The sequence below is a fragment of the Streptomyces sp. NPDC055254 genome (assembly GCF_053606025.1).
The window spans coordinates 127609-150363 of the sequence record NZ_JBSGQV010000014.1 but is presented as its reverse complement, the minus strand read 5'-3'; the positions used below and the strand labels follow the sequence as shown (position 1 = coordinate 150363).

Here is a 22755-nt window from a genome sequence, read left to right as displayed (position 1 = left end):
CCGACAAGTGTACGTCGGTCCGGGTCAGCGTGCGTTGAAATACTTCGCTTCGGGGTGGTGAATCACGATCGCGTCGGTCGACTGCTCCGGGTGGAGCTGGAACTCCTCGGAGAGGTGGACCCCGATCCGCTCCGGCTGGAGGAGGTCGGCGATCTTCGCCCGGTCCTCCAGGTCGGGGCAGGCGCCGTAGCCGAGCGAGAAGCGGGCGCCCCGGTACTTGAGGTCGAACATGTCCTCGACCTCGGAGGGGTCCTCGCCGCCGAATCCGAGCTCGGCGCGGACCCGGGCGTGCCAGTACTCGGCCATGGCCTCGGCCAGCTGGACCGACAGGCCGTGTAGTTCCAGGTAGTCGCGGTAGGAGTCGGCTTCGAACAGCTTGGCCGTGGCCTCGCCGATCCTCGATCCGACGGTGACGACCTGGAGGCCGACCACGTCGGTCTCGCCGGACTCCTCCGGGCGGAAGAAGTCCGCGAGGCACAGGCGGCGGCCGCGGCGCTGGCGCGGGAAGCTGAACCGGGTCCGCTCGTTGCCCTGCTCGTCCAGGATGATCAGGTCCTCGCCCTTGGAGACGCAGGGGAAGTACCCGTAGACGACCGCGGCCTCCAGGAGGTTCTCGGTGTGCAGCTTGTCGAGGAGGCCGCGCAGCCGCGGGCGCCCCTCGCTCTCGACGAGCTCCTCGTAGGTCGCACCGCCCGCGCGGGCCTGCTTGAGGCCCCACTGGCCCTTGAAGAGGGCTCCCTCGTCCAGCCAGGAGGCGTAGTCCTTGAGCGGGATGCCCTTGATCACGCGGGTGCCCCAGAACGGCGGGGCGGGGACGGGGTTGTCGACGGCGACGTCGGAGCGGCCTCCCGCCTCCTGCGGCTCGTCCACCTGGTGCACGGGCGTGTCCCGCTTGGCGACGCGGCGCTGCTTGAGCTCGGGCAGCGAGGCCCCGGGGACGCCGCGCTTGACGGCGATGAGGGCGTCCATGAGGCGCAGGCCCTCGAAGGCGTCGCGGGCGTAGCGGACCTCGCCCTCGTAGATCTCGTGGAGGTCCTGCTCGACGTAGGCGCGGGTGAGGGCGGCGCCGCCGAGGATCACCGGGTAGTCGGCGGCCAGCTTGCGCTGGTTCAGCTCCTCCAGGTTCTCCTTCATGATCACGGTCGACTTCACGAGGAGGCCGGACATGCCGATGACGTCGGCCTTGTGCTCCTGCGCGGCTTCGAGGATCGCGGAGACCGGCTGCTTGATGCCGATGTTCACGACGTTGTAGCCGTTGTTGGTCAGGATGATGTCCACGAGGTTCTTGCCGATGTCGTGGACGTCGCCGCGGACGGTGGCGAGCACGATCGTGCCCTTGCCCACGTTGCCGTCGGCGTCGGCGACCTTCTCCATGTGCGGTTCGAGGTAGGCCACGGCCGTCTTCATGACCTCGGCGGACTGGAGGACGAAGGGCAGCTGCATCTGGCCGGAGCCGAACAGCTCGCCGACGACCTTCATGCCCTCCAGGAGGGTGTCGTTGACGATGTCGAGGGCCGGTCGGGTCCGCAGGGCCTCGGCGAGGTCGGCGTCCAGGCCGTTCTTCTCGCCGTCGACGATGCGGCGCTGGAGGCGCTCGTCCAGGGGCAGGGCGAGGAGCTCCTCGGCGCGGCCGGCCTTGAGCGACGTGGTGTTGACGCCCTCGAAGAGGGCCATCAGCTTCTGCAGCGGGTCGTAGCCCTCGGTGCGCCGGTCGTAGATCAGGTCGAGGGCGGTGCCGACCTGCTCCTCGTCGAAGCGGGCGATCGGCAGGATCTTGCTCGCGTGGACGATGGCCGAGTCCAGTCCGGCCTTGACGCACTCGTCGAGGAAGACGGAGTTCAGCAGGACGCGGGCCGCCGGGTTGAGGCCGAAGGAAATGTTGGACAGGCCCAGCGTGGTCTGGACCTCCGGGTGGCGGCGCTTGAGCTCGCGGATCGACTCGATCGTGGCGACACCGTCCTTGCGGGACTCCTCCTGGCCGGTGCAGATCGTGAACGTCAGCGTGTCGATGAGGATGTCCGACTCGCGGATCCCCCAGTTGGACGTCAGGTCCTCGATGAGGCGTTCGGCGATGGCGACCTTGTGCTCGGCGGTGCGGGCCTGGCCCTCCTCGTCGATGGTCAGCGCGATGAGCGCGGCGCCGTGCTCCTGGGCCAGCCGGGTGACCTTGGCGAAGCGGGACTCCGGGCCGTCGCCGTCCTCGTAGTTGACCGAGTTGATGACCGCGCGGCCGCCGAGCTTCTCCAGGCCGGCCCGCAGGACGGGAACCTCGGTGGAGTCCAGGACGATCGGCAGGGTGGAGGCGGTGGCGAAGCGGCCGGCGAGCTCCTCCATGTCGGCGACGCCGTCGCGGCCCACGTAGTCCACGCACAGGTCGAGCATGTGCGCCCCCTCGCGGATCTGGTCGCGCGCCATCTCCACGCAGTCGTCCCAGCGGCCCTCCAGCATGGCCTCGCGGAACTTCTTCGAGCCGTTGGCGTTGGTCCGCTCGCCGATCGCCATGTACGAGGTGTCCTGGCGGAACGGCACGCTCTGGTAGAGCGAGGCGGCACCGGGCTCGGGCCGCGGGTCGCGGGGGGTGACGGCCGTGCCGCGGACCCGCTCGACGACCTGGCGCAGGTGCTCGGGGGTCGTGCCGCAGCAGCCGCCGACCAGCGAGAGCCCGTAGTCGCGGACGAAGGTCTCCTGGGCGTCGGCCAGCTCGGGAGCGGTCAGCGGGTAGTGGGCGCCGGCCTTGGTCAGGACGGGCAGGCCCGCGTTGGGCATGCAGGACAGCGGGACGCGCGAGTGACGGGCCAGGTGGCGCAGGTGCTCGCTCATCTCGGCGGGGCCGGTCGCGCAGTTCAGGCCGATCATGTCGATGCCCAGCGGCTCCAGCGCGGTCAGCGCGGCGCCGATCTCCGAGCCGAGCAGCATGGTGCCGGTGGTCTCGACGGTGACGGAGCAGATGAGCGGGACGTTCAGGCCGAGTGCCTCCATGGCGCGGCGGGCGCCGATGACGGAGGCCTTGGTCTGCAGGAGGTCCTGGGTGGTCTCGACGAGCAGCGCGTCGGCGCCGCCGGTGAGCAGGCCCTCGGCGTTGATCTGGTAGGCGTCACGGATCTTCGCGTACGTGATGTGGCCCAGGGTGGGCAGCTTGGTGCCGGGGCCGATGGAGCCGAGGACCCAGCGCTGCTGTCCGGTGGCGGCGGTGAACTCGTCGGCGACCTCGCGGGCGATGCGGGCGCCGGACTCCGAGAGCTCGAAGTTGCGTTCGGCGATGTCGTACTCGGCGAGGGCGGCGAAGTTCGCGCCGAAGGTGTTGGTCTCGACGCAGTCCACGCCCACGGAGAAGTAGGCCTCGTGCACCGTTCGGACGATGTCCGGGCGGGTGATGTTGAGCACCTCGTTGCAGCCTTCGAGCTGCTGGAAGTCCTCCATGGTGGGGTCCTGCGCCTGGAGCATCGTTCCCATGGCTCCGTCGGCCACGACGACTCGGGTGGCCAGCGCCTCCCGGAGGGCGTCGGCCCGGGTCTGGGGATCGGCGGGCGGGTTCGGCAACGAGGCCATGGATGTGCTCCCTGGGATGCGACGGCTGTCGGCTTTGCACCCCCTCGGTGTCAAGGGTGCACGCGGTCAGGGTAACCGCGGGGCCCCCGCCCCGGGGCGGGTGTCCCACGTGGCGGACTGCATTCTGTGGCGGGGGTCCGTCGGCGGTCGCCGGGGCGACGGTGCGCCGAAGACCGGACCAAGTCTGCACGAGGTCGGCATCGACCGATAGTGTTCAGCATTGTCGAACTACATCTGTCGAACCACATCCACCTGGTCAGTACGGACAGAACGTCAGCAGGAGGCTGCACGATGGCACGGAACATCCAGTCGCTCGAACGAGCAGCTGCGATGCTGCGGCTCCTGGCCGGCGGTGAGCGCCGGCTGGGACTCTCCGACGTGGCCTCCTCCCTGGGACTGGCCAAGGGCACGGCGCACGGCATCCTGCGCACGCTGCAGGCCGAGGGCTTCGTGGAGCAGGACCCGGCCTCCGGCCGCTACCAGCTGGGCGCGGAGCTGCTGCGCCTGGGCAACAGCTACCTCGACGTGCACGAACTGCGGGCCCGCGCCCTGGTGTGGACCGACGACCTGGCCCGGGCGAGCGGCGAGAGCGTGTACGTGGGCGTGCTGCACAAGAGCGGGGTGCTGATCATGCACCACGTGTTCCGGCCCGACGACAGCCGCCAGGTGCTGGAGGTGGGGGCCATGCAGCCGCTGCACTCGACCGCCCTGGGCAAGGTGCTGTCCGCCTATGACCCGGTCGCGCACACGCAGGCCGTGGAGGTGGAGCGCGAGGCGTTCACCCCCCGGACGGTCACGGACGCCGCCGGCTTCGAGGAGGTGCTGGACCTGACCCGGGCCCGCGGCTGGGCCTGCGACGTCGAGGAGACCTGGGACGGCCTCGCCTCGGTGGCCGCGCCCATATACAACCGCCGCCGGATGCCGGTCGGCGCGGTGGCCGTCGCGGGCGCCGTCGAGCGGATCTGCGGCGAGGACGGGGAGCCCCGTGCGGCCCTCGTGGCGTCCGTGCGGGACTGCGCGCGCGCTGTTTCACGCGATCTCGGCGCGGGCCGGTTCTAGACCAGCACAGACCGTTCTCGGCCACACCTTGGCCGCATTCTGCCCACTTTTCGCCATATCGCGGCTATGGGATGGCTTGATTTGGTCGATCGCACCGCGCGGTAACGATCCGACACTTTGGCCCGACCAACCCTTGACGCGTTCTTCACCTGGGCGGAAAACTGCCGTTCATCGGTCGGCATTGTCGAACACCTACCGGCAATACGCGTTAGGGTGTGACAAGGCCAAGGACCGGTGCAGCACTCACCGAGTGCGCGGACCCACCGGAGGGACCCGGTGTCCGCCCACCCCTGTAAGGCAAAGGAGTCGCGGGTGTCCAGCTCCGACATCTTCATCGGCGAGACCATCGGTACCGCCCTGCTCACCCTCCTCGGTGGCGGCGTGTGCGCCGCCGTGACACTCAAGAGCTCCAAGGCCCGCAACGCGGGCTGGCTGGCCATCACGTTCGGCTGGGGCTTCGCCGTCCTGATCGCGGCTTACGTATCCGCGCCGCTCTCCGGCGCCCACCTCAACCCGGCGGTCACCGTCGGCATCGCGGTCAAGGACGGCGCCTGGGGCGACGTTCCGGTCTACTTCGCCGGACAGCTGCTCGGCGCGATGCTCGGCGCGGTCCTGATGTGGATCACCTACTACGGCCAGTTCCGCGTGCACCTGTCGGACCCCGAGCACATACGTGACGCGAAGCTCGGTCCCGAGGACCCGCACCCGCACGACCAGGCCGGCCCGGTCCTGGGCGTCTTCTCCACCGGCCCCGAGATCCGCAACGTCGTGCAGAACCTGGCGACCGAGATCATCGGCACGGCCGTCCTGCTCTTGGCGATCCTGACCCAGGGCCTCCAGGACGACGGCAAGGGCCTCGGTGTCATCGGCGTCCTGATCACCTCCTTCGTCGTCGTCGGCATCGGCCTCTCCCTCGGCGGCCCGACCGGCTACGCCATCAACCCGGTGCGCGACCTCGGCCCGCGCATCGTCCACGCCCTGCTGCCGCTTCCCAACAAGGGCGGCTCGGATTGGGGATACTCCTGGATCCCGGTGGTCGGCCCGCTCGTCGGTGCCGCCCTCGCCGGTGGTCTGTACAACATCGCGTTCGCCTGATCAGCATCGGCAGGGATCGCAAGATCCGCACCGCTTCCCTGATTCCGCCTACTCACCAGACCTGCCAGGAGCAGCCATCATGACCAGCAGCACCGGCCCCTTCATCGCCGCGATCGACCAGGGCACCACCTCCTCCCGCTGCATCGTCTTCGACCGCGACGGCCGCATCGTCGCCGTCGACCAGAAGGAGCACGAGCAGATCTTCCCGAAGCCGGGCTGGGTCGAGCACGACGCCACCGAGATCTGGACCAACGTCCAGGAGGTCGTCGCCGGCGCCATCACCAAGGCCGCCCAGGACATTCCGGGCTTCACCGCCGCCGACGTCAAGGCCGTCGGCATCACCAACCAGCGCGAGACCACCCTCCTGTGGGACAAGAACACCGGCGAGCCGGTGCACAACGCGCTGGTCTGGCAGGACACCCGCACCGACGCCCTGTGCAAGGAGCTCGGCCGCAACGTCGGCCAGGACCGCTTCCGCCGTGAGACCGGCCTGCCGCTGGCGAGCTACTTCGCCGGCCCGAAGGTCCGCTGGCTGCTCGACAACGTCGAGGGCCTGCGCGAGCGCGCCGAGGCCGGCGACATCCTCTTCGGCACCATGGACTCGTGGGTCATCTGGAACCTCACGGGCGGGGCCCAGGGCGGCGTGCACGTCACCGACGTCACCAACGCCTCGCGCACCATGCTGATGAACCTGCACACCCTGGCCTGGGACGACAAGATCGCCGAGTCCATGGGTGTCCCGCTCAACGTCCTCCCGGAGATCAAGTCCTCCGCCGAGGTCTACGGCCACGTCAAGGACGGCGTGCTCGCCGGCGTCCCGGTCGCCTCGGCGCTCGGCGACCAGCAGGCCGCGCTCTTCGGCCAGACCTGTTTCGCCGAGGGCGAGGCGAAGTCCACGTACGGCACCGGCACGTTCATGCTGATGAACACCGGCGACAAGATCATCAACTCCTACAGCGGCCTGCTGACCACGGTCGGCTACCAGATCGGCGACTCCAAGCCGGTCTACGCGCTGGAGGGCTCCATCGCCGTCACCGGCTCGCTCGTCCAGTGGATGCGCGACCAGATGGGCCTGATCAAGTCCGCGGCCGAGATCGAGACCCTGGCCTCCTCCGTCGAGGACAACGGCGGCGCGTACTTCGTGCCGGCCTTCTCGGGCCTGTTCGCCCCGTACTGGCGCTCCGACGCCCGCGGCGTGATCGCCGGCCTCACCCGGTACGTCACCAAGGCACACATCGCCCGTGCCGTCCTGGAGGCCACCGCCTGGCAGACCCGCGAGATCACCGACGCCATGACCAAGGACTCGGGCGTCGAGCTCGCGGCCCTCAAGGTCGACGGCGGCATGACCTCCAACAACCTGCTGATGCAGACGCTCTCGGACTTCCTGGACGCCCCCGTGGTGCGTCCGATGGTCGCCGAGACCACCTGCCTCGGCGCCGCCTACGCCGCCGGCCTGGCCGTCGGCTTCTGGCCGGACACCGACGCCCTGCGCGCCAACTGGCGCCGCGCGGCGGAGTGGACCCCGCGGATGCCCGCCGAGCAGCGGGACCGCGAGTACAAGAGCTGGCTCAAGGCCGTCGAGCGGTCCATGGGCTGGGTCGACGACGAAGACGCCAGCTGACCGCACGGCCGGCGCAATCGACGAGTAAGTAGGAGTCAAGGGATATGAGCAGCCTGCAGAGCGTTCCCGCACTGGGTTCGCACCCGACCGCCGGCTCGAACGCGAGCCGTGCCGAGACCCGTGAGCAGCTGGCCAAGGCCACGTACGACCTGCTCGTCATCGGCGGTGGAATCCTGGGCACCTCGGTGGCCTGGCACGCCGCGCAGTCGGGTCTGCGGGTCGCCATGGTGGACGCCGGCGACTTCGCCGGCGCCACCTCCTCGGCCTCCTCCAAGCTGGTCCACGGCGGTCTGCGCTACCTGCAGACCGGCGCGGTCAAGCTGGTGGCCGAGAACCACCACGAGCGCCGGGTGCTGGCCAAGGACGTGGCCCCGCACCTGGTCAACCCGCTCACCTTCTACCTGCCCGTCTACAAGGGCGGTCCGGTCGGCGCCGCGAAGCTGGGCGCCGGCGTGTTCGCCTACTCGGCGCTCTCCGCCTTCGGCGACGGCATCGGGAAGGTCATATCGCCCGCCCGTGCCGTCGCCGACAACCCCGGTCTGAAGACGGACAACCTCAAGGCCGTCGCCGTCTACTACGACCACCAGATGAACGACTCCCGCGTCGCCGTCATGACGGTCCGCGCGGCCGTCGAGTCCGGCGCCGTCGTCCTCAACCACGCCGAGGTCACCGGGCTGCGCACGACGCGGGGCCGGGTCACCGGCGCCGAGCTCAAGGACCGTCTGGACGGCAGCGAGTTCGGGGTCGACGCGCGGGTCGTGCTCAACGCCACCGGCCCGTGGGTGGACCACCTGCGGCGCATGGAGGACAAGCACGCGATGCCGTCCATCCGCCTCTCCAAGGGCGCGCACATCGTGATGAAGCGCAAGTCGCCGTGGAAGGCCGCCATGGCCACCCCGATCGACAAGTACCGCATCACCTTCGCGCTCCCGTGGGAGGACCAGCTGCTGCTCGGCACCACCGACGAGGTCTACGAGGGCGACCCGGCGGACGTGCGCGCCACCGAGTCCGACATCCAGCAGATCCTGGACGAGGCGGCGTTCTCGGTGAAGGACGCCGACCTCGACCGCTCCCTGATGACGTACGCCTTCGCGGGCCTGCGGGTGCTGCCCGGCGGCCCCGGCGGCGTCGAGAAGGCCAAGCGCGAGACCGTCGTCTCCGAGGGCGCGGGCGGCATGCTGTCGGTGGCCGGCGGCAAGTGGACGACGTACCGTCACATCGGCCGCGTGGTCATGGACAAGCTGGCGAAGCTGCCGGGCAGCCCGCTGACCGAGGACATGGAGCCGGTCAAGTCGCTCGTGCGCCGGGTCCCGCTGCCCGGTGTCGCCAACCCGAACGCGGTCGCCCACCGCCTGCTGGTGGACCGTGAGCCCGGCAGCCGGATGGACCCGCTGACCGCGCGTCACCTGGCCTCGCACTACGGCTCGCTGGCCTTCGACATCGCGCGCATCGCGAACGAGGACCCCGAGCTGGCCCAGCGCATCCACCCGGACGGTCCGGAGATCTGGGCGCAGGTCGCCTACGCCCGGGACAACGAGTGGGCCGAGACGGTCGACGACGTGCTGCGCCGGCGCACCACGGTCACCGTCCGCGGCCTGGACGACGCCGCCGTGCGCGCCCGGGTCGAGGAGATGCTGAGCCGCAAGGCGTAGCTCTCGCGCAGGTGGGGAAGAGGGGCGGTTCCGAAGGGAACCGCCCCTCTGTCGTGGGCTGTGGCTCGCGTCGTCCCAAGGCTTAGGCTGACCCACGTACGCAAGGGGAACTTCGGAAGGAGACCTGGGTGATCGAGCTTGAGGGCGTGCCCGAGCTGATCGACCCGGTCATGGTGGCCGCGTTCGAGGGCTGGAACGACGCGGGTGACGCGGCCTCCGGTGCGGTCGCGCACCTGGACCGGGAGTGGAAGGGCGAGGTGTTCGCGGCGCTCGACGCCGAGGACTACTACGACTTCCAGGTCAACCGGCCGACGGTGTGGCTGGACAACGGGGTACGGAAGATCACATGGCCGACGACACGGCTCTCGGTGGTCCGGATCGGCGGCGCGAAGCCGCGCGACCTGGTGCTGGTGCGGGGCATCGAACCGTCCATGCGGTGGCGGTCGTTCTGCAACGAGATCCTCGGCTTCGCGCACGAGCTGGGCGTGGAGATGGTGGTCATCCTGGGCGCGCTGCTCGGGGACACCCCGCACACGCGGCCGGTGCCGGTGAGCGGGGTGACCTCGGACGCGGACCTGGCGCGGACGCTGGACCTGGAGGAGACCAAGTACGAGGGCCCGACCGGCATCGTGGGCATCCTCCAGGAGGCGTGTACGCACGCGGGTGTGCCGGCGGTGTCGCTGTGGGCGGCGGTGCCGCACTACGTGTCGCAGCCGCCGAACCCGAAGGCGACGCTGGCGCTGCTGAACCGCCTGGAGGACCTGATCGACATCCGCATCCCCCTGGGCGAACTGCCGGAGGACGCGCGGGCGTGGCAGCTGGGCGTGGACCAACTGGCCGCCGAGGACAGCGAGGTGGCGGAGTACGTCCAGACGCTGGAGGAGGCACGGGACACGGCCGACCTGCCGGAGGCGTCGGGCGACGCCATCGCCCGCGAGTTCGAGCGGTACCTGCGGCGGCGTGACCCGGCGGCGGGCCCGGAGGGGGGTCCGGGCGACGGGTCGTACCTGCGGGACACCACCAGCGGCCTGACGCGCCCGCCGCGGCGCAAGCCGGACCCCGCCGGGGAGGAACCCCAGCCCCCGCCGCCGGCTCCGCCGGAGGAGGACACCCCGGAGTCCCCGGAGGCGTAGCCGTCCGGCGGCCCTGCTACCGGGGCGCTGCCGTGAGCAGCCCTGCTACCGGGGCGTCGACCCCGGTCCTCACGACGCCGGCGGGGCCGGGTTGCCCGGAGGGCAATTCCGGCCCCGCCGGCGTTCGAGGCGCGGGGCTCGGGGGCATCGCCCCCGTGCACGGGCCGCGGACGGCTACAGGGCCACGCCCAGCAGCGCGTCCACCGTGCGGGACACCAGGCCCGGGGCCGACTCGTCGTCGCCGCCGGTGGCGAGCTGGAGCTCGACCCAGCGGTCGACGGCCGCCAGCGCGGCAGGCGCGTCGAGGTCGTTCGAGAGGGCCTCGCGGACCTCCTCCACCAGCGCGTCGGCCGCCGCGCCGTCCGGCCGGGACACGGCCGCGCGCCAGCGCTCCAGGCGGGCCACCGCTTCCGCGAGGACCCCGTCCGTCCACTCCCAGTCGGCCCGGTAGTGGTGCGACAGCAGCGCCAGGCGGATCGCCGCCGAGTCGACGCCGGCCCGCCGCAGCGCGGAGACGAAGACCAGGTTGCCCTTGGACTTCGACATCTTCTCGCCGTGCAGACCCACCATGCCCGCGTGCACGTACGCCCTGGCCATCGGGAACTCGCCCGTCAGCACCTGCGCGTGCGAGGCACCCATCTCGTGGTGCGGGAAGGCCAGGTCAGACCCGCCGCCCTGGATGTCGAAGCCCATGCCCAGGTGGTCGAGGGCGATCGCCACGCACTCGATGTGCCAGCCGGGCCGGCCGCGGCCCAGCGAGCCGCCGTCCCAGCTCGGCTCGCCCGGACGCGCGGCCATCCACAGCATCGGGTCCAGCGGGTTCTTCTTCCCCGGCCGGTCAGGGTCGCCGCCCCGCTCCGCCGAGAGCAACCGCATGGCCTCGGCGTCGAGGTTCGAGACCCCGCCGAAGTGCGGGTCGGACCCGACCGAGAAGTAGACGTCGCCGTCCAGCTCGTACGCCGCGCCCGCGTCCCGCAGCCGCTCGACCAGCGGCACGATGCCCGGTATGGCCTCGACGGCGCCGATGTAGTGCTGCGGGGGCAGCATCCGCAGGGCGGTCATGTCCTCGCGGAAGAGGGCCGTCTCGCGTTCGGCGAGCTCGGTCCAGTCGTGGCCGTCGCGCAGCGCCCGCTCCAGCAGCGGGTCGTCCACGTCCGTCACGTTCTGGACGTAGTGAACCTGCCGCTTGGTGTCGAGCCACACGCGCTGTACGAGGTCGAACGCGTTGTAGGTCGCCGCGTGACCGATATGGGTCGCGTCGTACGGAGTGATGCCGCAGACGTAGATACGGGCGACGGGACCGGGGGCGAGGGTGATCGTCCCTTGGGTCGCGGTGTCGTGGATCTGGAGGTCGCGGCCCTTGCCGGGCAGGGCGGGGACCTCAGAAGCGGGCCAGGCATGCATGCGTCGAGCCTAACCGGACGGATGTTCCGGAAACGAACCGGACCAGCACTGTTGTCCTGATCGGCCCTCTTGCGGTCCGGCCTGATCTGTGCGTGTCCGACATGGCTGGTTCAGACCGGTGGCCAGGGGATCGACGGCCACTGCCCGGAGGGCTCCGGATGCGTTCCCGTGCGCAGCAACTGCGCCACCCGGCCCCGTACGGCGGTCAGCTCCACGGCTGTGATCAGTTCCGCCAGGCGGGTGGCGAGCGGCGCTCCGTCGGCCAGCTCGGCGTCCAGCGCGACCAGCACGTCACGCGCCTCGTCCGTGAGCGGCTCCCCCGCCCAGCCCCACAGCAGGGTGCGCAACTTGTCCTCGGTGTGGAAGGTCACGCCGTGGTCGATGCCGTAGAGCCGCCCGTCGGACGCGGGCAGCAGGTGGCCGCCCTTGCGGTCGCCGTTGTTGATCACGGCGTCGAGGACGGCGATGCGGCGCAGCCGGGCGTCGTCGGCGTGCACGAGCAGGGCGGTGCGGCCCTCCCCGACCTCGGCGAAGGCGACGGGCTTCCAGCCCTCCCCCGCTTCCTCCCCTTCGACGAGTCCGAGCAGTCCCCCCGTCGACGCGTCCTCCTCGGCGGCCTCGATCCACTGCTGGACCATGCCCTCGCCGTAGGGTCCGTCGCGCAGCACGGTCGCGGGCACCAGCCCCCAGCCGGTGGCCTCGGAGACCAGGTAGGCGGCGACCTCGCGCCGGGCCAGGTTGCCGTCGGGGAAGTCCCACAGCGGCCGTTCGCCCTTGACCGGCTTGTACACGCAGTCGGCGCTCGCGCCCCCGTGCGTCACGCTGCACAGCAGGACGGCGTTCGAGGCCTCCCGAATCCGGCCGACGACCGTCAGCTCACCCTTGGCGAGCAGCTCCTCCAGCTCCCCCGCGGCGGTCACGCCTGGCGCCGGTAGCCGTTCTGGCGCGGACACACGTGGCCCTCGGGGTCCAGCGGCAGGCTGCACAGCGGGCAGGGCGGGCGGCCCGCGTTGACCACGTCCAGGGCGCGCTTGGCGAAGGCCCTGGCCTGGGCTCCGCTGAGGCGGACCCGCAGCATCGGCGGGCCGTTCTCCTCGTCCTGGAGCAGCCGCTCCTCGGCCTCGGCGAGGTCCTCGTCCGACTCGGCGTCGAGTTCCACCAGGGCCTGCGCCTCGACGATCATGCGCTGCTCCTCGCCGTCCCAGGCCAGGGCCATGGTGCCGACGCGGAACTCCTCCTCGACCGGGACGTCCAGCGGCGCGGTGTCGGCGGCCTCGGCGGGGGCCACGGCCGGGACCGGGGCGTTGCCGCCGGTACGCCGTACGACCTCGTCCAGCAGCTCGTCCATCCGCTCGGCCAGCGCCGCGACCTGGGTCTTCTCCAGGGAGACGCTGGTGACCCGGGGGCCGGAGGAGGCCTGCAGGAAGAACGTACGGCGTCCCGGCAGACCGACCGTGCCGGCCACGAAGCGGTCCGGGGGGTCGTAGAGGAACACCTGACGGGGCACGTCCAGTCTCCAAGTCTCGGCGGCAGAGGCGGGTCTGCGCGTGCGGGGCGCCCGTTGCGGGCCAGTCCACCCTACTGCGCCGTTCGATCACGCCGCGCCCGCACCGCCTCCCACGACGGCGTTCCCGCCGTCCTCCGCCGCCCGTTCCGCCGCCGCCGCTCCGGAGGTCCCGGCCTCCGGGGTGCGGGCGCCCTCGGCCGGCACCAGCGAGCCGAAGTCCCCGGTGTCGCCGAGCCGGAAGACGAAGGGTCGGGTCGGTGTGTACCGGACGGCCGTGACGGAGCAGGGGTCGACGTGGATCCGCTGGAACAGGTCCAGGTGCATGCCCAGGGCGTCCGCGACGAGGGACTTGATGATGTCGCCGTGCGAGCACATGAGGAAGACGGCGTCGCTGCCGTGCTCCTCCTCGATCCGCGCGTTCCACTCCCGTACGGCTTCCACGGCGCGCGCCTGCATGGCGCGCATGGACTCGCCGCCGGGGAACGCGGCCGCGGACGGGTGCTGCTGGACGATCTTCATCAGCGGCTCGTCGGCGAGTTCGGAGAGTTTGCGGCCCGACCAGTCGCCGTAGTGGCACTCGCCGATCCGCTCGTCCGTGTGCAGGGCCAGCTCCGGCCGGGCGGCGAGCAGCGGGGCGAGGGTCTCCCGGCAGCGCTGCAGCGGGCTGGTGACGGCGGCGGCGATCGGCACCCCCGCCAGCCGGCCGGGCAGCGCGGCGGCCTGGGCGGCGCCGCGCTCGTCGAGGGCGACTCCCGGGGTCCATCCGGCGAGCAGTCCTGCGGTGTTGGCGGTGGACCGTCCGTGTCGTACGAGGATCAGAGTGGCCATGGCGCCAGCGTATGCGGTGCCGTCCGCGTGCGGGCCGGCCCGGGGCAGGGGAGAATGCCCGCGTGATCGTCGACTGCGCGATGTACCGCAACGGCCGCCGTAGCGAGGGACCGGAGGACTTCTCGGACGCCCTGGAGCTGGCGCGGGCGAGCGGTGACGCCTTCGTGTGGATCGGTATGTACGAGCCCTCCGAGAAGGAGTTCGAGCACGTGCGGCGGGAGTTCGGGCTGCACCCGCTCGCCGTGGAGGACGCGCTGAACGCGCACCAGCGCCCGAAGCTGGAGGTGTACGACGATTCGCTGTTCGTCGTCCTCAAGCCGGTGCTCTACGACGACCATGCGGGCACGGTGACCGCGGGCGAGCTGATGGTGTTCATCGGCGACTCGTTCGTGGTCACGGTCCGGCACGGCGAGGGGGCCCCGCTCGCCGCCGTGCGCCACCGGTTGGAGCAGGACCCGGAGGTGCTCGGGCACGGCCCGACGGCGGTCCTGTACGCGGTGTCCGACGCGGTGGTGGACCACTACATCGAGGTGGCGGCGGAGCTCCAGGTGGACCTGGAGGAGCTGGAGGCGGACGTCTTCGCCCCCAGCGGCTCGGACACCAAGAACACCGCCGCCCGGATCTACGCCTTCAAGAGGCAGGTACTGGAGTTCCGCCGGGCGACGAGCCCGCTGATCCAGCCGATGGACCGGCTCGCCTTCGGGAACGTGCCCTTCGTCCGCGAGCACGCGCAGCCCTTCTTCCGCGACGTGGCCGACCACCTGACGAAGGCGAACGAGTACGTCGAGGGCCTGGACCGGCTGCTGTCGGACGCGCTCTCCGCGCACCTGGCGCAGATGGGCGTCCGCCAGAACGACGACATGCGCAAGATCTCGGCGTGGGCGGCGATGGCCGCGGTGCCCACGATGGTGGCCGGGATCTACGGCATGAACTTCGACGACATGCCGGAGCTGCGCCAGCCCTGGGGCTATCCGGCGGTGCTGGTGCTGATGGCGAGCCTGTGCCTGGGCCTGCACCGGACGTTCAAGCGCCGGGGCTGGCTCTAGCGCCGCCCGGCGCCCGTAGCGGCGCCGGGCGGCGCCGGCCCTACGCGAACTCGGCCGAGGTGAGCGGCGCGCCGCCCAGGGCGTTGCGCCGTTCGGGGACGCGCAGGCTCACCATCCGGTGCCAGCCGCTGAATCGCTCGTAGGCGTACATGCCCCGGATGCCGGCCGCGAGCGCCGCCGCCTTCGGGGCGGGCCAGTCCAGCAGGCGGCCCATGTGGCCCATGACGGCGAGGCTCACGTCGCGGTAGACGCCGATCTCGACGAGGGCGCACTCGCGCAGCACCCGCTGGATGGTGCGGCCGTGCCCCTCCCGGGCCAGGCGCAGCAGCTCCTCGTGGCAGTACGCGAGGTGGTTGTCCTCGTCGTGGCTGATCATGCGGATGGCCTTGCCGACGTCGGGATGGTCGCCGAAGTGCTTGACCAGCATGTCCATCTGGTCGGCGGCCCGCTGCTCGGTGACGCGGCTGTGCGAGAGGTACACGACGATGTCGCGCTCGCTCAGCGGCCGGTCGCCGCGCAGTCTCTCGTGCGGGAGGCCGATGCCGGCGCGCTCCAGCAGCATCGTGTAGTCGGTCTCGGGCGGTACGGGCACGGGTGGCAGGCCGCGCTTGCGGAGCAGGGCGTTGAAGATCCGCCCGTGCTTGTCCTCGTCGGCGCCGTGCCGGGTGATCTTGGGCGCGAGATCGCGCATGGAGTCCGGCACCAGCGCGGCGATCCGGGCGTTCTCCCAGCCGCCCTGGGCCTCCCCGCCGGCGGCGATGGAGCAGAACAGCTGGAAGGAGTCGTCGTTGTCGACGATCTCCTGGAACAGGCTGCGGGCAGAGAGCATGCAACGAGTCAAACGCGGCTCTCGGGAGCGGGCAACCGATGGGACGCACGACTCGTCCGAATGAACGAAAACGGAGGAGGGAACCGGGTGCGTAACCCGGCGGGTCCCCCGGGCGTTGTTGGCTGTGTCGGCCGTGGCGGGGAAGACCCCCGAGCCCCCACCACGGCCGCAGACTTCCGCCGGGTGCGCCTACGCGACGCCGGCGGCCTCCAGGGCCTCCGTGCCCGCGCGCAGCGCGGCGATCCGCTCCTCCAGGGTGAAGCCGGCCGGCGCGAGCGTCAGGGTGGTGACCCCGGCCTCGGCGTAGGCCCGCATCCCGTCCGCGATCCGCTCCACCGGGCCGAGCAGCGTGGTGGAGTCGATGAGCGAGTGCGGGACGGCGGCGGCCGCTGCGGCCTTGTCGCCCGCCAGGTACTTGTCCTGGATCTCGGCCGCTTCCTTCTCGTAGCCCATGCGCTGGGCCAGCTGGTTGTAGAAGTTCTGCTTCCGGCTGCCCATGCCGCCCACGTACAGGGCGGTGTACGGGCGGAACATGTCGGCGAGCGCGTTCACGTCCTCGCCGAGGGCCAGCGGCACGGTCGGGCAGACGTCGAAGCCCTCCATCGTCAGCCCGGCCTTCGCGCGGCCCGCCCGGATGTGGGTGAGCGCGGTGGCCTCCAGGTGCTCGGCCGCCGGGAAGATCAGGAGCGCGCCGTCGGCGATCTCGCCCGTCTGCTCCAGGTTCTTCGGCCCGATGGCCGCGATGTAGAGCGGGATGTGCTCGCGCTCCGGGTGCACGGTGAGCTTGAGCGGCTTGCCGGGGCCGCCGGGCAGCGGCAGGGTCCAGTGCTCGCCCTCGTAGGAGAGGCGCTCGCGGGTCATCGCCTTGCGGACGATCTCGACGTACTCCCGGGTCCGCGCGAGCGGCTTGTCGAACTTCACGCCGTACCAGCCCTCGGACACCTGCGGGCCGGAGACGCCGAGGCCGAGCCGGAAGCGGCCCTTGGTGAGGGAGTCGAGGGTGGCGGCCGTCATCGCGGTCATCGCGGGCTGGCGGGCCGGGATCTGCAGGATGGCCGAGCCGACGTCGATCCGCTCGGTCTGGGCGGCGACCCAGGCGAGCACGGTCGGCGCGTCGGAGCCGTAGGCCTCGGCGGCCCAGCAGACGTCGTAGCCGAGGCGGTCGGCCTCCTGTGCGACGGCGAGGTTGTCGGCGTCCATGCCCGCACCCCAGTAGCCGAGATTGATGCCGAGCCGCATGTGTCGTCCCCTTACCGGTGTACCCATCAGTAACGTTGGTCTGCGGGGACTGTAGCGCGCCAGGGTCTCGCGCGGCAGTGCCCCAGTACTCTCAGCGCTCATGGAGCAGAGGCATCTCGGCCGCACCGGACTGCGCGTTTCCCGGATCGGCCTCGGCACCCTCACCTGGGGCCGCGACACCGGAGAGGAAGCCGCCGCCGAGCAGGTCAGGACGTTCTGGGAGGCGGGCGGCACCCTCGTCGACACGGCCGACGTGTACGGCGGCGGCGAGGCGGAGTACCTCCTCGGGCAGTTGGTGCGCGGGCTCGTGCCGCGCCGGGACCTGGTGATCGCCACCAAGGCGGGCGGCGTGCCGGACCCGGACCGGCGGTACGACTGCTCGCGCGGGCACCTGCTGGCCGCGCTGGACGCCTCGCTGGACCGGCTGGGCACCGACTACGTGGACCTGTGGCAGGTACACGCCTTCGATCCGTGGACCCCGCTGGAGGAGACCCTCCAGGCGGTGGACCTGGCGGTGAGCAGCGGCCGGGCGCGGTACGCGGGGGTGTCCAACTTCTGCGGCTGGCAGCTGGCGAAGGCCGCGACGTGGCAGCTGGCGGCCCCCGGCACGCGGACCCGGCTCGCCTCGACGCAGATGGAGTACTCGCTGCTCCAGCGGGGCGTGGAGCGGGAGGTGCTGCCGGCCGCGCTGGACCTCGGCATCGGGCTGCTGCCCTCCTCCCCGCTGGGGCGCGGGGTCCTGACCGGCAAGTACCGGGACGGGACCCCGGCGGACTCCCGGGGTGCCTCGGAGACCCTGGCGGCCTTCGTGGACCCGTACCTGGACCAGGCGGCCGGCCTGATCGTGGACGCGGTGGCCACGGCGGCCCAGGGGCTGGCCGTGACCCCGCTCCAGGTGGCCCTGGCATGGATCCGCGACCGGCCGGGAGTGGTCGCGCCGATCGTCGGCGCCCGTACGTCGGCGCAGCTCGCGGCGGCGCTGTCGGTGGAGGCCCTTAGTCTTCCGGAGGAGATCCGCCGGGCGCTGGACGACGTGTCGGCGCCCGTGCACCGCTACCCCGACCAGGACTGGAGCACGTTGTGAGTACGGACCGCCGAGCTGCCGATACCGCTGCCGCGGAACCCGGCGAGGCCGGGTACGAGGCCCCGGGCACCGAGCCCACCGCCGCCGCCCCCGGCGGTCCGACCGCGGAGCCCGCGCCGACGGGGCCCGGAGCGGCCGGCGACGACGCCGCTCCGCACCCCCGGCAGGGCGCCGGCGAAGCCGAGCCCGGCCCGGCCGAGGGCGCGGGGGCCGAAGCAGATGCCGCCACCCGGCCCGGCGCGGCGGAGGGCGCCGGCACGGCCACGGGTGACGGAGCGGAGCCCGAGGGCGCCGGTGACGGCGAGCCCGGCCCGGCCGAGGGGGACGGCGCCGCCCGGCCCGGACCGGCCGAGGGCGTGGACATGGGCGACGGCGCGGAGCCCGAGGGGGACGGTTCTGACGAGCCCGGCCCGGCCGAGGGGGACGGCGCCGGCGACACCCAGGCCGGGCCGGCCGAGGGCGCGGCGGCGGGGGCCGAGCCGGCGCCGCCCGCGCTCAGCGAGGCGGCGGCCGAACTGGCCGCGCAGAAGATCGAGCGCGAACGCATCGCCCGCCGCAAGGCGGAACGCCAGGCCCCGGTCGAGGCGGGCGCGAAGCTCAGCGGGACCGCGGCCGACCTGCTGGCCGCCGTACGGGCCGTGGAGAGCGGCGCCGAACGCCCCACCGCGTACTTCGACGAGGCCCCGGCCGCCCCCCGCAGGCCCGCCGCCACGCCCCCGCCGCAGCCCCGCGCTCCCGCGCACGCACCGGCCCCCGCGCCCGCGCGGGCCTCCGCGCCCTCCGCCGCCGCCCTCGACGCCGTACGGGCCCTACTGGCCCGCGGCGGGGCCCCCGAGGCCTTCGCCGCTCCCGCCGCGTCGGTACTGGGCGAGGACGCGGCCGAGCAGCTCGCCGAGAACCCGTGGCTGCTGCTCTCGCTCCCCGCCGTCCGCCCGACCCAGGCGGACGCCTTCGCCCGGGCGCTGCTCGGCCCCGTGGCCGGACCCGGGGACGAACGCCGCAGCGCCGCCCTGGTGGGCTGGCTGCTCGCCCAGGCGGGTCTGAAGGGCCACACCGCGCTGGAGGCACCCGTACTGCAGTCGGCGCTGGCCCAGTACGCGGTCCCGGACCCCGCCGGGGCGCTGGAACAGGCCGTCGGCGAGGGCTCGGTGCTGGTGTTCCACGAACCGCCGGCCACGCCGGCGGCAGGCGGTACGGGCACCGCCGCTCCGGGCGCCTCGGCCGGGAGCGACGAAGCGGGCGCCCCCGGCGACACCGACGACGCCGCCGGCGCCGAGCAGCCCGTGCGGGTCCTGGTGGGCCTGGAGGGCTCCGCCATGGCCGAGGAGAGTCTCGCCGACGGCCTGGCCCGGCTGGCCAACGCCTTCGACGCGCCGGCGGACTGGGACGAGGCGGCCGGGGCCGCCCCGAATCCGTCCGCCGCCGCGCTGATCCGCGCGGTCGCGGGCCACGGCCTGGTCACCCACACCGGGGGCGAGACGGCCCGGGCCGAGCCCCTCGCCCTGCTCGCGGCCGCGCACCGGCTGGGGCTGCGCGTCTGCCTGGCCGCCCACGCCCCCTCCGAGGGGTCGGTGACCACGGCCGGACTGCTCTCCGGGACCGAGGGCCCCGGACGGGACGCGGACGGTCAGTTCGCGCTGGACCTGCTCGTAGTGCTCGACGCCCCGCAGCTGGACGTGGAGACCGCGGCCGCGCTGGTGGAGTCCGTCCCGGACGGGGCGCGGCTGGTGCTCTCCGGGGACCCGTCGGTGCTCGGGTCCGCCGGGGCCGGCCGGGTGTTCGCCGACGTGCTCGCGGCCCGCGTCTGCCCGCAGGTGGTCTCCCGGACCCCGGACCCCGGACCACTGGGCGAGCTGGTCTCGGGCGTCGGGATCGGGGAGCTGAACCAGGTCGACGCCCCCGGCAAGGAGATCGTCATCGTCCCGGTGCAGGACGCGGGGGAGGCCGTGCACCGCTGCGTGCAGCTGGTGGCCGAGTCGGTCCCGAGGGCCTTCGGCATCGCGGCGGACAGCGTGCAGGTCATCACCCCCGGCCACGCCGGCTCCGCCGGGACCCGCGCCCTGAACGCCGCGCTCAAGGAGCGGCTGAATCCCGGTCCGGGCCGCTTCGGCGGCTTCGATCCCGGCGACCGGGTCGTCCACGTGCCCGCTCCCGGGCGGGCCCTGCCGGCCCGGGTGGTCTCGGCCGACGCGCAGGGGCTGCACCTGGACCGCGCGGGCGCGCGGGTGGTCGTGCCGAAGGAGCTGGTGGAGGCGCAGGTGCGGCACGGCTGGGCGGTGACGGCGCACCAGGCCGTCGGTGCGCGCTGGCCGGCCGTGGTCGTCGTCCTTCCGGGCGACGCGGCGCAGGCCCTGTCCCGGGACTGGGTCTACACCGCCTTCGGGCGGGCCGAGCGTCACCTGTCCGTGGTGCACGGCGTCGACCAGGCGCTGCCGCGCGCGGTGGCGGAGGTGCTGCCCAAGCCGCGGACCACCCGGCTCACGGGGCTGCTGGCGGGCCTGGGCGCGGCGGCCCGGGAGCAGCCCGAGCAGCCGCAGCAGCCGCAGTAGCCGCAGGCGCCGGAACGGCACCGGGTCCCCCGCCCGAGGGAAGGGGGACCCGGAACGGGCGGGATCAGGCCGGCGTCAACCCGGACCGCGCGGTCTCACCCTGTTCGTCGCTCCCGTCGCCCTCCTCGAACTCGTCGATCTCCTCGTCGAAGACGGAGCTGACGTCGAACCGGTGCAGGACGTCCTGCGGATCGGTGTGGCCGAAGGGCGAGTTGAGCCACTCCCCCGGCTCCGCCGCCTCCTCGGAGGCCGCGATCCAGAGGGTGGAGTCGCCCTCCTCCAGCCCGAAGTCCTTGGAGCGGGAGGCGATCTCGTCGGGCTCGTACTCGCCGAAGAGCACGCCGAGGGCGCCCGCGGTACCTCCGTCGTGGACGAGCTCGGCATCCCGGTCGTGCGCGGCGACGCGTTCGGCCTGCGCGATCAGGCGCGGCGGTTCCACCACGGCGTAGTCGCGGCGGATGAGCACGCTGAAAGCGGCGGGCTCGGCGGGGCCGGTGTACGGTACACCGTCCTCCGGCGTGGGGATCTCGAAGGGGGTGACCTCGTCGTACCGGTCGTAGAGGAGTTCGTCGTAGTCCTCGGCGGCGGCGGCGAGATCGTTGAACGCGGCGTAGACGTCCGGGTCCTCGTCCCCGGTCCTGCGCTCGACCGCGGCGAGGTGGCGGTCGAGCGCGGCCTTGACCGCCTCGGCGGCGGCGCGTACCTCGGCAACAGTGGGCAGAGCGGCATCAGACATAAAGCAGACGCTATCCGTAGCAGGGCTGTGCCCGCACAATAGATGCGATGCCGGAATACGAATTTGTCGACGTGTACGTGCCCCGCGGCGTTCCTCGCAAGGAGGCGACCCGCCTGCTGACCGACCATGCCGAGTACGGGAACTGGGAACTCGACCGGCTGAGCCTGCACCGGGACGGCAGTCGCCGCGTGCGGCTGCGCCGCCGGATCATCCGCCAGGTCCGGGGGACGTGGTGACGCGGGCCCCGGGAGCGGGGCCCGCGTCGTGAAGGCCCGTCAGGCGGCGTTGCGGGCGCGGCGGTAGAGGACGCTGCCGGCCAGCAGCAGGCCGCCGGCGAGCGGGAGTCCCGCCGTCAGCACGTCGCCGGAGCCGGTGGCGGCCAGGCCGGGGCCGGGCGTACCGGGGCCCTGGCCGGGCCCGCCCGGGGTGCCGGGGGTGCCGGGGGTGCCCGGGGTGTTTCCGCCCGGCGTTCCCGGCGTTCCGGAACCGGGGTTCTCCGTCCCCGGCGTGCCCGGCCCACCGGGGTTCCCGGGGTTCTCTCCACCGGGTCCGCCCGGGTTCCCGGGGTTCTCACCGCCCGGCCCGCCCGGGTTGCCCGGGTTCCCGGGGTTCCCCGGGTGCTGCGGGTGCTCCGGGTGCTGCGGGTGCTCCGGGTGGTCGTCGCAGGGTTCGTCCCCGCCGCCGGGGTGGCCCGGGTGGCCGGGGTTCCCCGGGTGGCTGGGGTTCCCCGGGTGGCCCGGCTTATCGGGCTTGCCCGGCTTGCCCGGCTTGCCCGAGAGGTTGGAGCAGTGGTTCCCGAAGGCCGGGTTCAGGCCTCCCACCACCGTCGCCGTGTTCCCGCAGGCGTTCACCGGAACGTCCACGGGCGCCTGCACGTTGTTCCCGGACAGCAGGCCCGGGGAGTTCGCGGCATGTCCCGAGGCGCCCGAATCCGCCTGCGCGTGACCCCCGCCCAGGGCTAGGACACCGCCCGCGGCGGCCATGGTGATCAGGGTCTTCCTGGTGACCTGTGCCGGTCGTCTCATCTGTACTCGTCCCCTGGTGTGTACGTGTCGCGCATTGCTCGGCGGCCCGGCCGTACCGGTCCCCCGCCAGGTACGCCGAAGCGGAAGAACGGGCCGGAAAGCCCGGCGGCCCCGGAACGCTGGCATGCGTCCCGGGGCCAGAACTTCAGATGCGTCAGGCGTTGACGCAGGTGTTGCCGAAGGCCGGGTTCAGCAGGCCGATCACGTTGACCGTGTTGCCGCACACGTTCACCGGAATGTGGACGGGGACCTGGACGACGTTGCCGGACAGGACACCGGGCGAGCCGATGGCCGCACCCTGGGCACCCGCGTCGGCGACAGCCAGACCCGCACCCGCGAGAACCAGGCCACCAGTGGCAGCCGCAGCGGCGACAACCTTCTTGATCATTGTTCCTCCTA

Annotated in this window: 19 protein-coding genes; 9 read left to right on the top strand and 10 right to left on the bottom strand. The window is 72.5% G+C overall.

The genetic code is table 11. The features are described 5' to 3' along the window. Nucleotides 1–24: 24 nt before the first annotated feature. Nucleotides 25–3549: a methionine synthase gene (gene metH / locus ACWFQ8_RS16870; protein ID WP_453786982.1), complete on the bottom strand. Its 3525-nt coding sequence runs from the start codon at nt 3547–3549 to the stop codon at nt 25–27. 291 nt (nt 3550–3840) lie between these two features. Here metH and ACWFQ8_RS16865 point away from each other — a divergent pair, with 291 nt between their 5' ends. The 5 genes from ACWFQ8_RS16865 to ACWFQ8_RS16845 all read left to right on the top strand — a co-directional run bounded on the left by ACWFQ8_RS16865 (nt 3841) and on the right by ACWFQ8_RS16845 (nt 10109). Next, the gene (locus ACWFQ8_RS16865; RefSeq protein ID WP_453786981.1) at nt 3841–4608 is read left to right on the top strand and encodes an IclR family transcriptional regulator; all 768 of its coding nucleotides are present in this window, start codon (nt 3841–3843) and stop codon (nt 4606–4608) included. Nucleotides 4609–4920: 312 nt separating this feature from the next. Further along, complete coding sequence (locus ACWFQ8_RS16860) at nt 4921–5703, top strand: MIP/aquaporin family protein (protein ID WP_453786980.1); 783 nt, start codon at nt 4921–4923, stop codon at nt 5701–5703. A 79-nt stretch (nt 5704–5782) separates the two neighbouring features. After that, on the top strand, nt 5783–7324 hold the full coding sequence (glpK, locus tag ACWFQ8_RS16855; RefSeq protein WP_453786979.1) for a glycerol kinase GlpK: 1542 nt from the start codon (nt 5783–5785) through the stop codon (nt 7322–7324). Between the two features lie 44 nt (nt 7325–7368). Further along, nucleotides 7369–8976, top strand: coding sequence for an FAD-dependent oxidoreductase (locus ACWFQ8_RS16850; protein ID WP_453786978.1), 1608 nt, complete (start codon nt 7369–7371; stop codon nt 8974–8976). A gap of 128 nt (nt 8977–9104) precedes the next feature. After that, on the top strand, nt 9105–10109 hold the full coding sequence (locus ACWFQ8_RS16845; RefSeq protein WP_453786977.1) for a PAC2 family protein: 1005 nt from the start codon (nt 9105–9107) through the stop codon (nt 10107–10109). Between the two features lie 174 nt (nt 10110–10283). Here ACWFQ8_RS16845 and mshC read toward each other — a convergent pair whose 3' ends face one another. The 4 genes from mshC to ACWFQ8_RS16825 form a co-directional block, all read right to left on the bottom strand. Then, nucleotides 10284–11513: a cysteine--1-D-myo-inosityl 2-amino-2-deoxy-alpha-D-glucopyranoside ligase gene (gene mshC, locus ACWFQ8_RS16840; protein ID WP_453786976.1), complete on the bottom strand. Its 1230-nt coding sequence runs from the start codon at nt 11511–11513 to the stop codon at nt 10284–10286. Nucleotides 11514–11623: 110 nt separating this feature from the next. Beyond that, nucleotides 11624–12466 carry an SCO1664 family protein gene (locus ACWFQ8_RS16835; RefSeq protein WP_453786975.1) on the bottom strand — a complete coding sequence of 281 codons (843 nt, stop codon included), beginning with the start codon at nt 12464–12466 and terminating at the stop codon, nt 11624–11626. Continuing rightward, nucleotides 12430–13020, bottom strand: coding sequence for a DUF3090 domain-containing protein (locus tag ACWFQ8_RS16830; RefSeq protein WP_453786974.1), 591 nt, complete (start codon nt 13018–13020; stop codon nt 12430–12432). The genes ACWFQ8_RS16835 and ACWFQ8_RS16830 overlap by 37 nt, the downstream gene beginning before the upstream one ends. Nucleotides 13021–13107: 87 nt before the next feature. Next, on the bottom strand, nt 13108–13848 hold the full coding sequence (locus tag ACWFQ8_RS16825) for a histidine phosphatase family protein (RefSeq protein WP_453786973.1): 741 nt from the start codon (nt 13846–13848) through the stop codon (nt 13108–13110). A gap of 11 nt (nt 13849–13859) precedes the next feature. Here ACWFQ8_RS16825 and ACWFQ8_RS16820 point away from each other — a divergent pair, with 11 nt between their 5' ends. Continuing rightward, nucleotides 13860–14894, top strand: a complete 1035-nt coding sequence (locus ACWFQ8_RS16820; RefSeq protein WP_453786972.1) for a magnesium and cobalt transport protein CorA — start codon at nt 13860–13862, stop codon at nt 14892–14894. A 40-nt stretch (nt 14895–14934) separates the two neighbouring features. On the opposite strand, the gene ACWFQ8_RS16815 is transcribed toward ACWFQ8_RS16820, so the two are convergent. Together ACWFQ8_RS16815 and ACWFQ8_RS16810 are read right to left on the bottom strand one after the other, a co-directional pair. Continuing rightward, on the bottom strand, nt 14935–15723 hold the full coding sequence (locus ACWFQ8_RS16815) for a ferritin-like domain-containing protein (RefSeq protein ID WP_453786971.1): 789 nt from the start codon (nt 15721–15723) through the stop codon (nt 14935–14937). 189 nt (nt 15724–15912) lie between these two features. Further along, the gene (locus ACWFQ8_RS16810; protein ID WP_453786970.1) at nt 15913–16962 is read right to left on the bottom strand and encodes an LLM class F420-dependent oxidoreductase; all 1050 of its coding nucleotides are present in this window, start codon (nt 16960–16962) and stop codon (nt 15913–15915) included. 100 nt (nt 16963–17062) lie between these two features. Between ACWFQ8_RS16810 and ACWFQ8_RS16805 the strand changes: the two genes are divergently transcribed. Together ACWFQ8_RS16805 and ACWFQ8_RS16800 are read left to right on the top strand one after the other, a co-directional pair. Continuing rightward, nucleotides 17063–18046, top strand: coding sequence for an aldo/keto reductase (locus ACWFQ8_RS16805; protein ID WP_453786969.1), 984 nt, complete (start codon nt 17063–17065; stop codon nt 18044–18046). Beyond that, nucleotides 18043–20595, top strand: coding sequence for an ATP-binding domain-containing protein (locus ACWFQ8_RS16800; RefSeq protein ID WP_453786968.1), 2553 nt, complete (start codon nt 18043–18045; stop codon nt 20593–20595). The genes ACWFQ8_RS16805 and ACWFQ8_RS16800 overlap by 4 nt, the downstream gene beginning before the upstream one ends. 64 nt (nt 20596–20659) lie before the next feature. On the opposite strand, the gene ACWFQ8_RS16795 is transcribed toward ACWFQ8_RS16800, so the two are convergent. Then, the gene (locus tag ACWFQ8_RS16795; protein WP_453786967.1) at nt 20660–21331 is read right to left on the bottom strand and encodes a hypothetical protein; all 672 of its coding nucleotides are present in this window, start codon (nt 21329–21331) and stop codon (nt 20660–20662) included. A gap of 47 nt (nt 21332–21378) precedes the next feature. Between ACWFQ8_RS16795 and ACWFQ8_RS16790 the strand changes: the two genes are divergently transcribed. Further along, a complete protein-coding gene (locus ACWFQ8_RS16790) occupies nt 21379–21567 on the top strand; it encodes a DUF5703 family protein (protein WP_453786966.1) in 189 nt (62 codons plus the stop codon). Between the two features lie 39 nt (nt 21568–21606). Here the strand turns inward: ACWFQ8_RS16790 and ACWFQ8_RS16785 are convergent, their stop codons facing one another. Continuing rightward, nucleotides 21607–22356 (bottom strand): chaplin, encoded by a 750-nt coding sequence (locus ACWFQ8_RS16785; protein WP_453786965.1) that lies wholly within the window; start codon nt 22354–22356, stop codon nt 21607–21609. Nucleotides 22357–22510: 154 nt separating this feature from the next. Continuing rightward, nucleotides 22511–22744, bottom strand: coding sequence for a chaplin ChpH (gene chpH, locus ACWFQ8_RS16780; protein WP_069919593.1), 234 nt, complete (start codon nt 22742–22744; stop codon nt 22511–22513). Nucleotides 22745–22755 lie beyond the last annotated feature (11 nt).

Coding starts and splice junctions, on each gene's coding strand:
- ACWFQ8_RS16825 (WP_453786973.1), bottom strand. CDS start 13,848: ATGGCCACTCTGATCCTCGTACGACACGGACGGTCCACCGCCAACACC.
- glpK (WP_453786979.1), top strand. CDS start 5,783: ATGACCAGCAGCACCGGCCCCTTCATCGCCGCGATCGACCAGGGCACC.
- ACWFQ8_RS16810 (WP_453786970.1), bottom strand. CDS start 16,962: ATGCGGCTCGGCATCAATCTCGGCTACTGGGGTGCGGGCATGGACGCC.
- mshC (WP_453786976.1), bottom strand. CDS start 11,513: ATGCATGCCTGGCCCGCTTCTGAGGTCCCCGCCCTGCCCGGCAAGGGC.
- ACWFQ8_RS16805 (WP_453786969.1), top strand. CDS start 17,063: ATGGAGCAGAGGCATCTCGGCCGCACCGGACTGCGCGTTTCCCGGATC.
- ACWFQ8_RS16795 (WP_453786967.1), bottom strand. CDS start 21,331: ATGTCTGATGCCGCTCTGCCCACTGTTGCCGAGGTACGCGCCGCCGCC.
- ACWFQ8_RS16785 (WP_453786965.1), bottom strand. CDS start 22,356: ATGAGACGACCGGCACAGGTCACCAGGAAGACCCTGATCACCATGGCC.
- ACWFQ8_RS16790 (WP_453786966.1), top strand. CDS start 21,379: ATGCCGGAATACGAATTTGTCGACGTGTACGTGCCCCGCGGCGTTCCT.
- ACWFQ8_RS16865 (WP_453786981.1), top strand. CDS start 3,841: ATGGCACGGAACATCCAGTCGCTCGAACGAGCAGCTGCGATGCTGCGG.
- ACWFQ8_RS16820 (WP_453786972.1), top strand. CDS start 13,860: ATGCGGTGCCGTCCGCGTGCGGGCCGGCCCGGGGCAGGGGAGAATGCC.
- metH (WP_453786982.1), bottom strand. CDS start 3,549: ATGGCCTCGTTGCCGAACCCGCCCGCCGATCCCCAGACCCGGGCCGAC.
- ACWFQ8_RS16850 (WP_453786978.1), top strand. CDS start 7,369: ATGAGCAGCCTGCAGAGCGTTCCCGCACTGGGTTCGCACCCGACCGCC.
- ACWFQ8_RS16815 (WP_453786971.1), bottom strand. CDS start 15,723: ATGCTCTCTGCCCGCAGCCTGTTCCAGGAGATCGTCGACAACGACGAC.
- chpH (WP_069919593.1), bottom strand. CDS start 22,744: ATGATCAAGAAGGTTGTCGCCGCTGCGGCTGCCACTGGTGGCCTGGTT.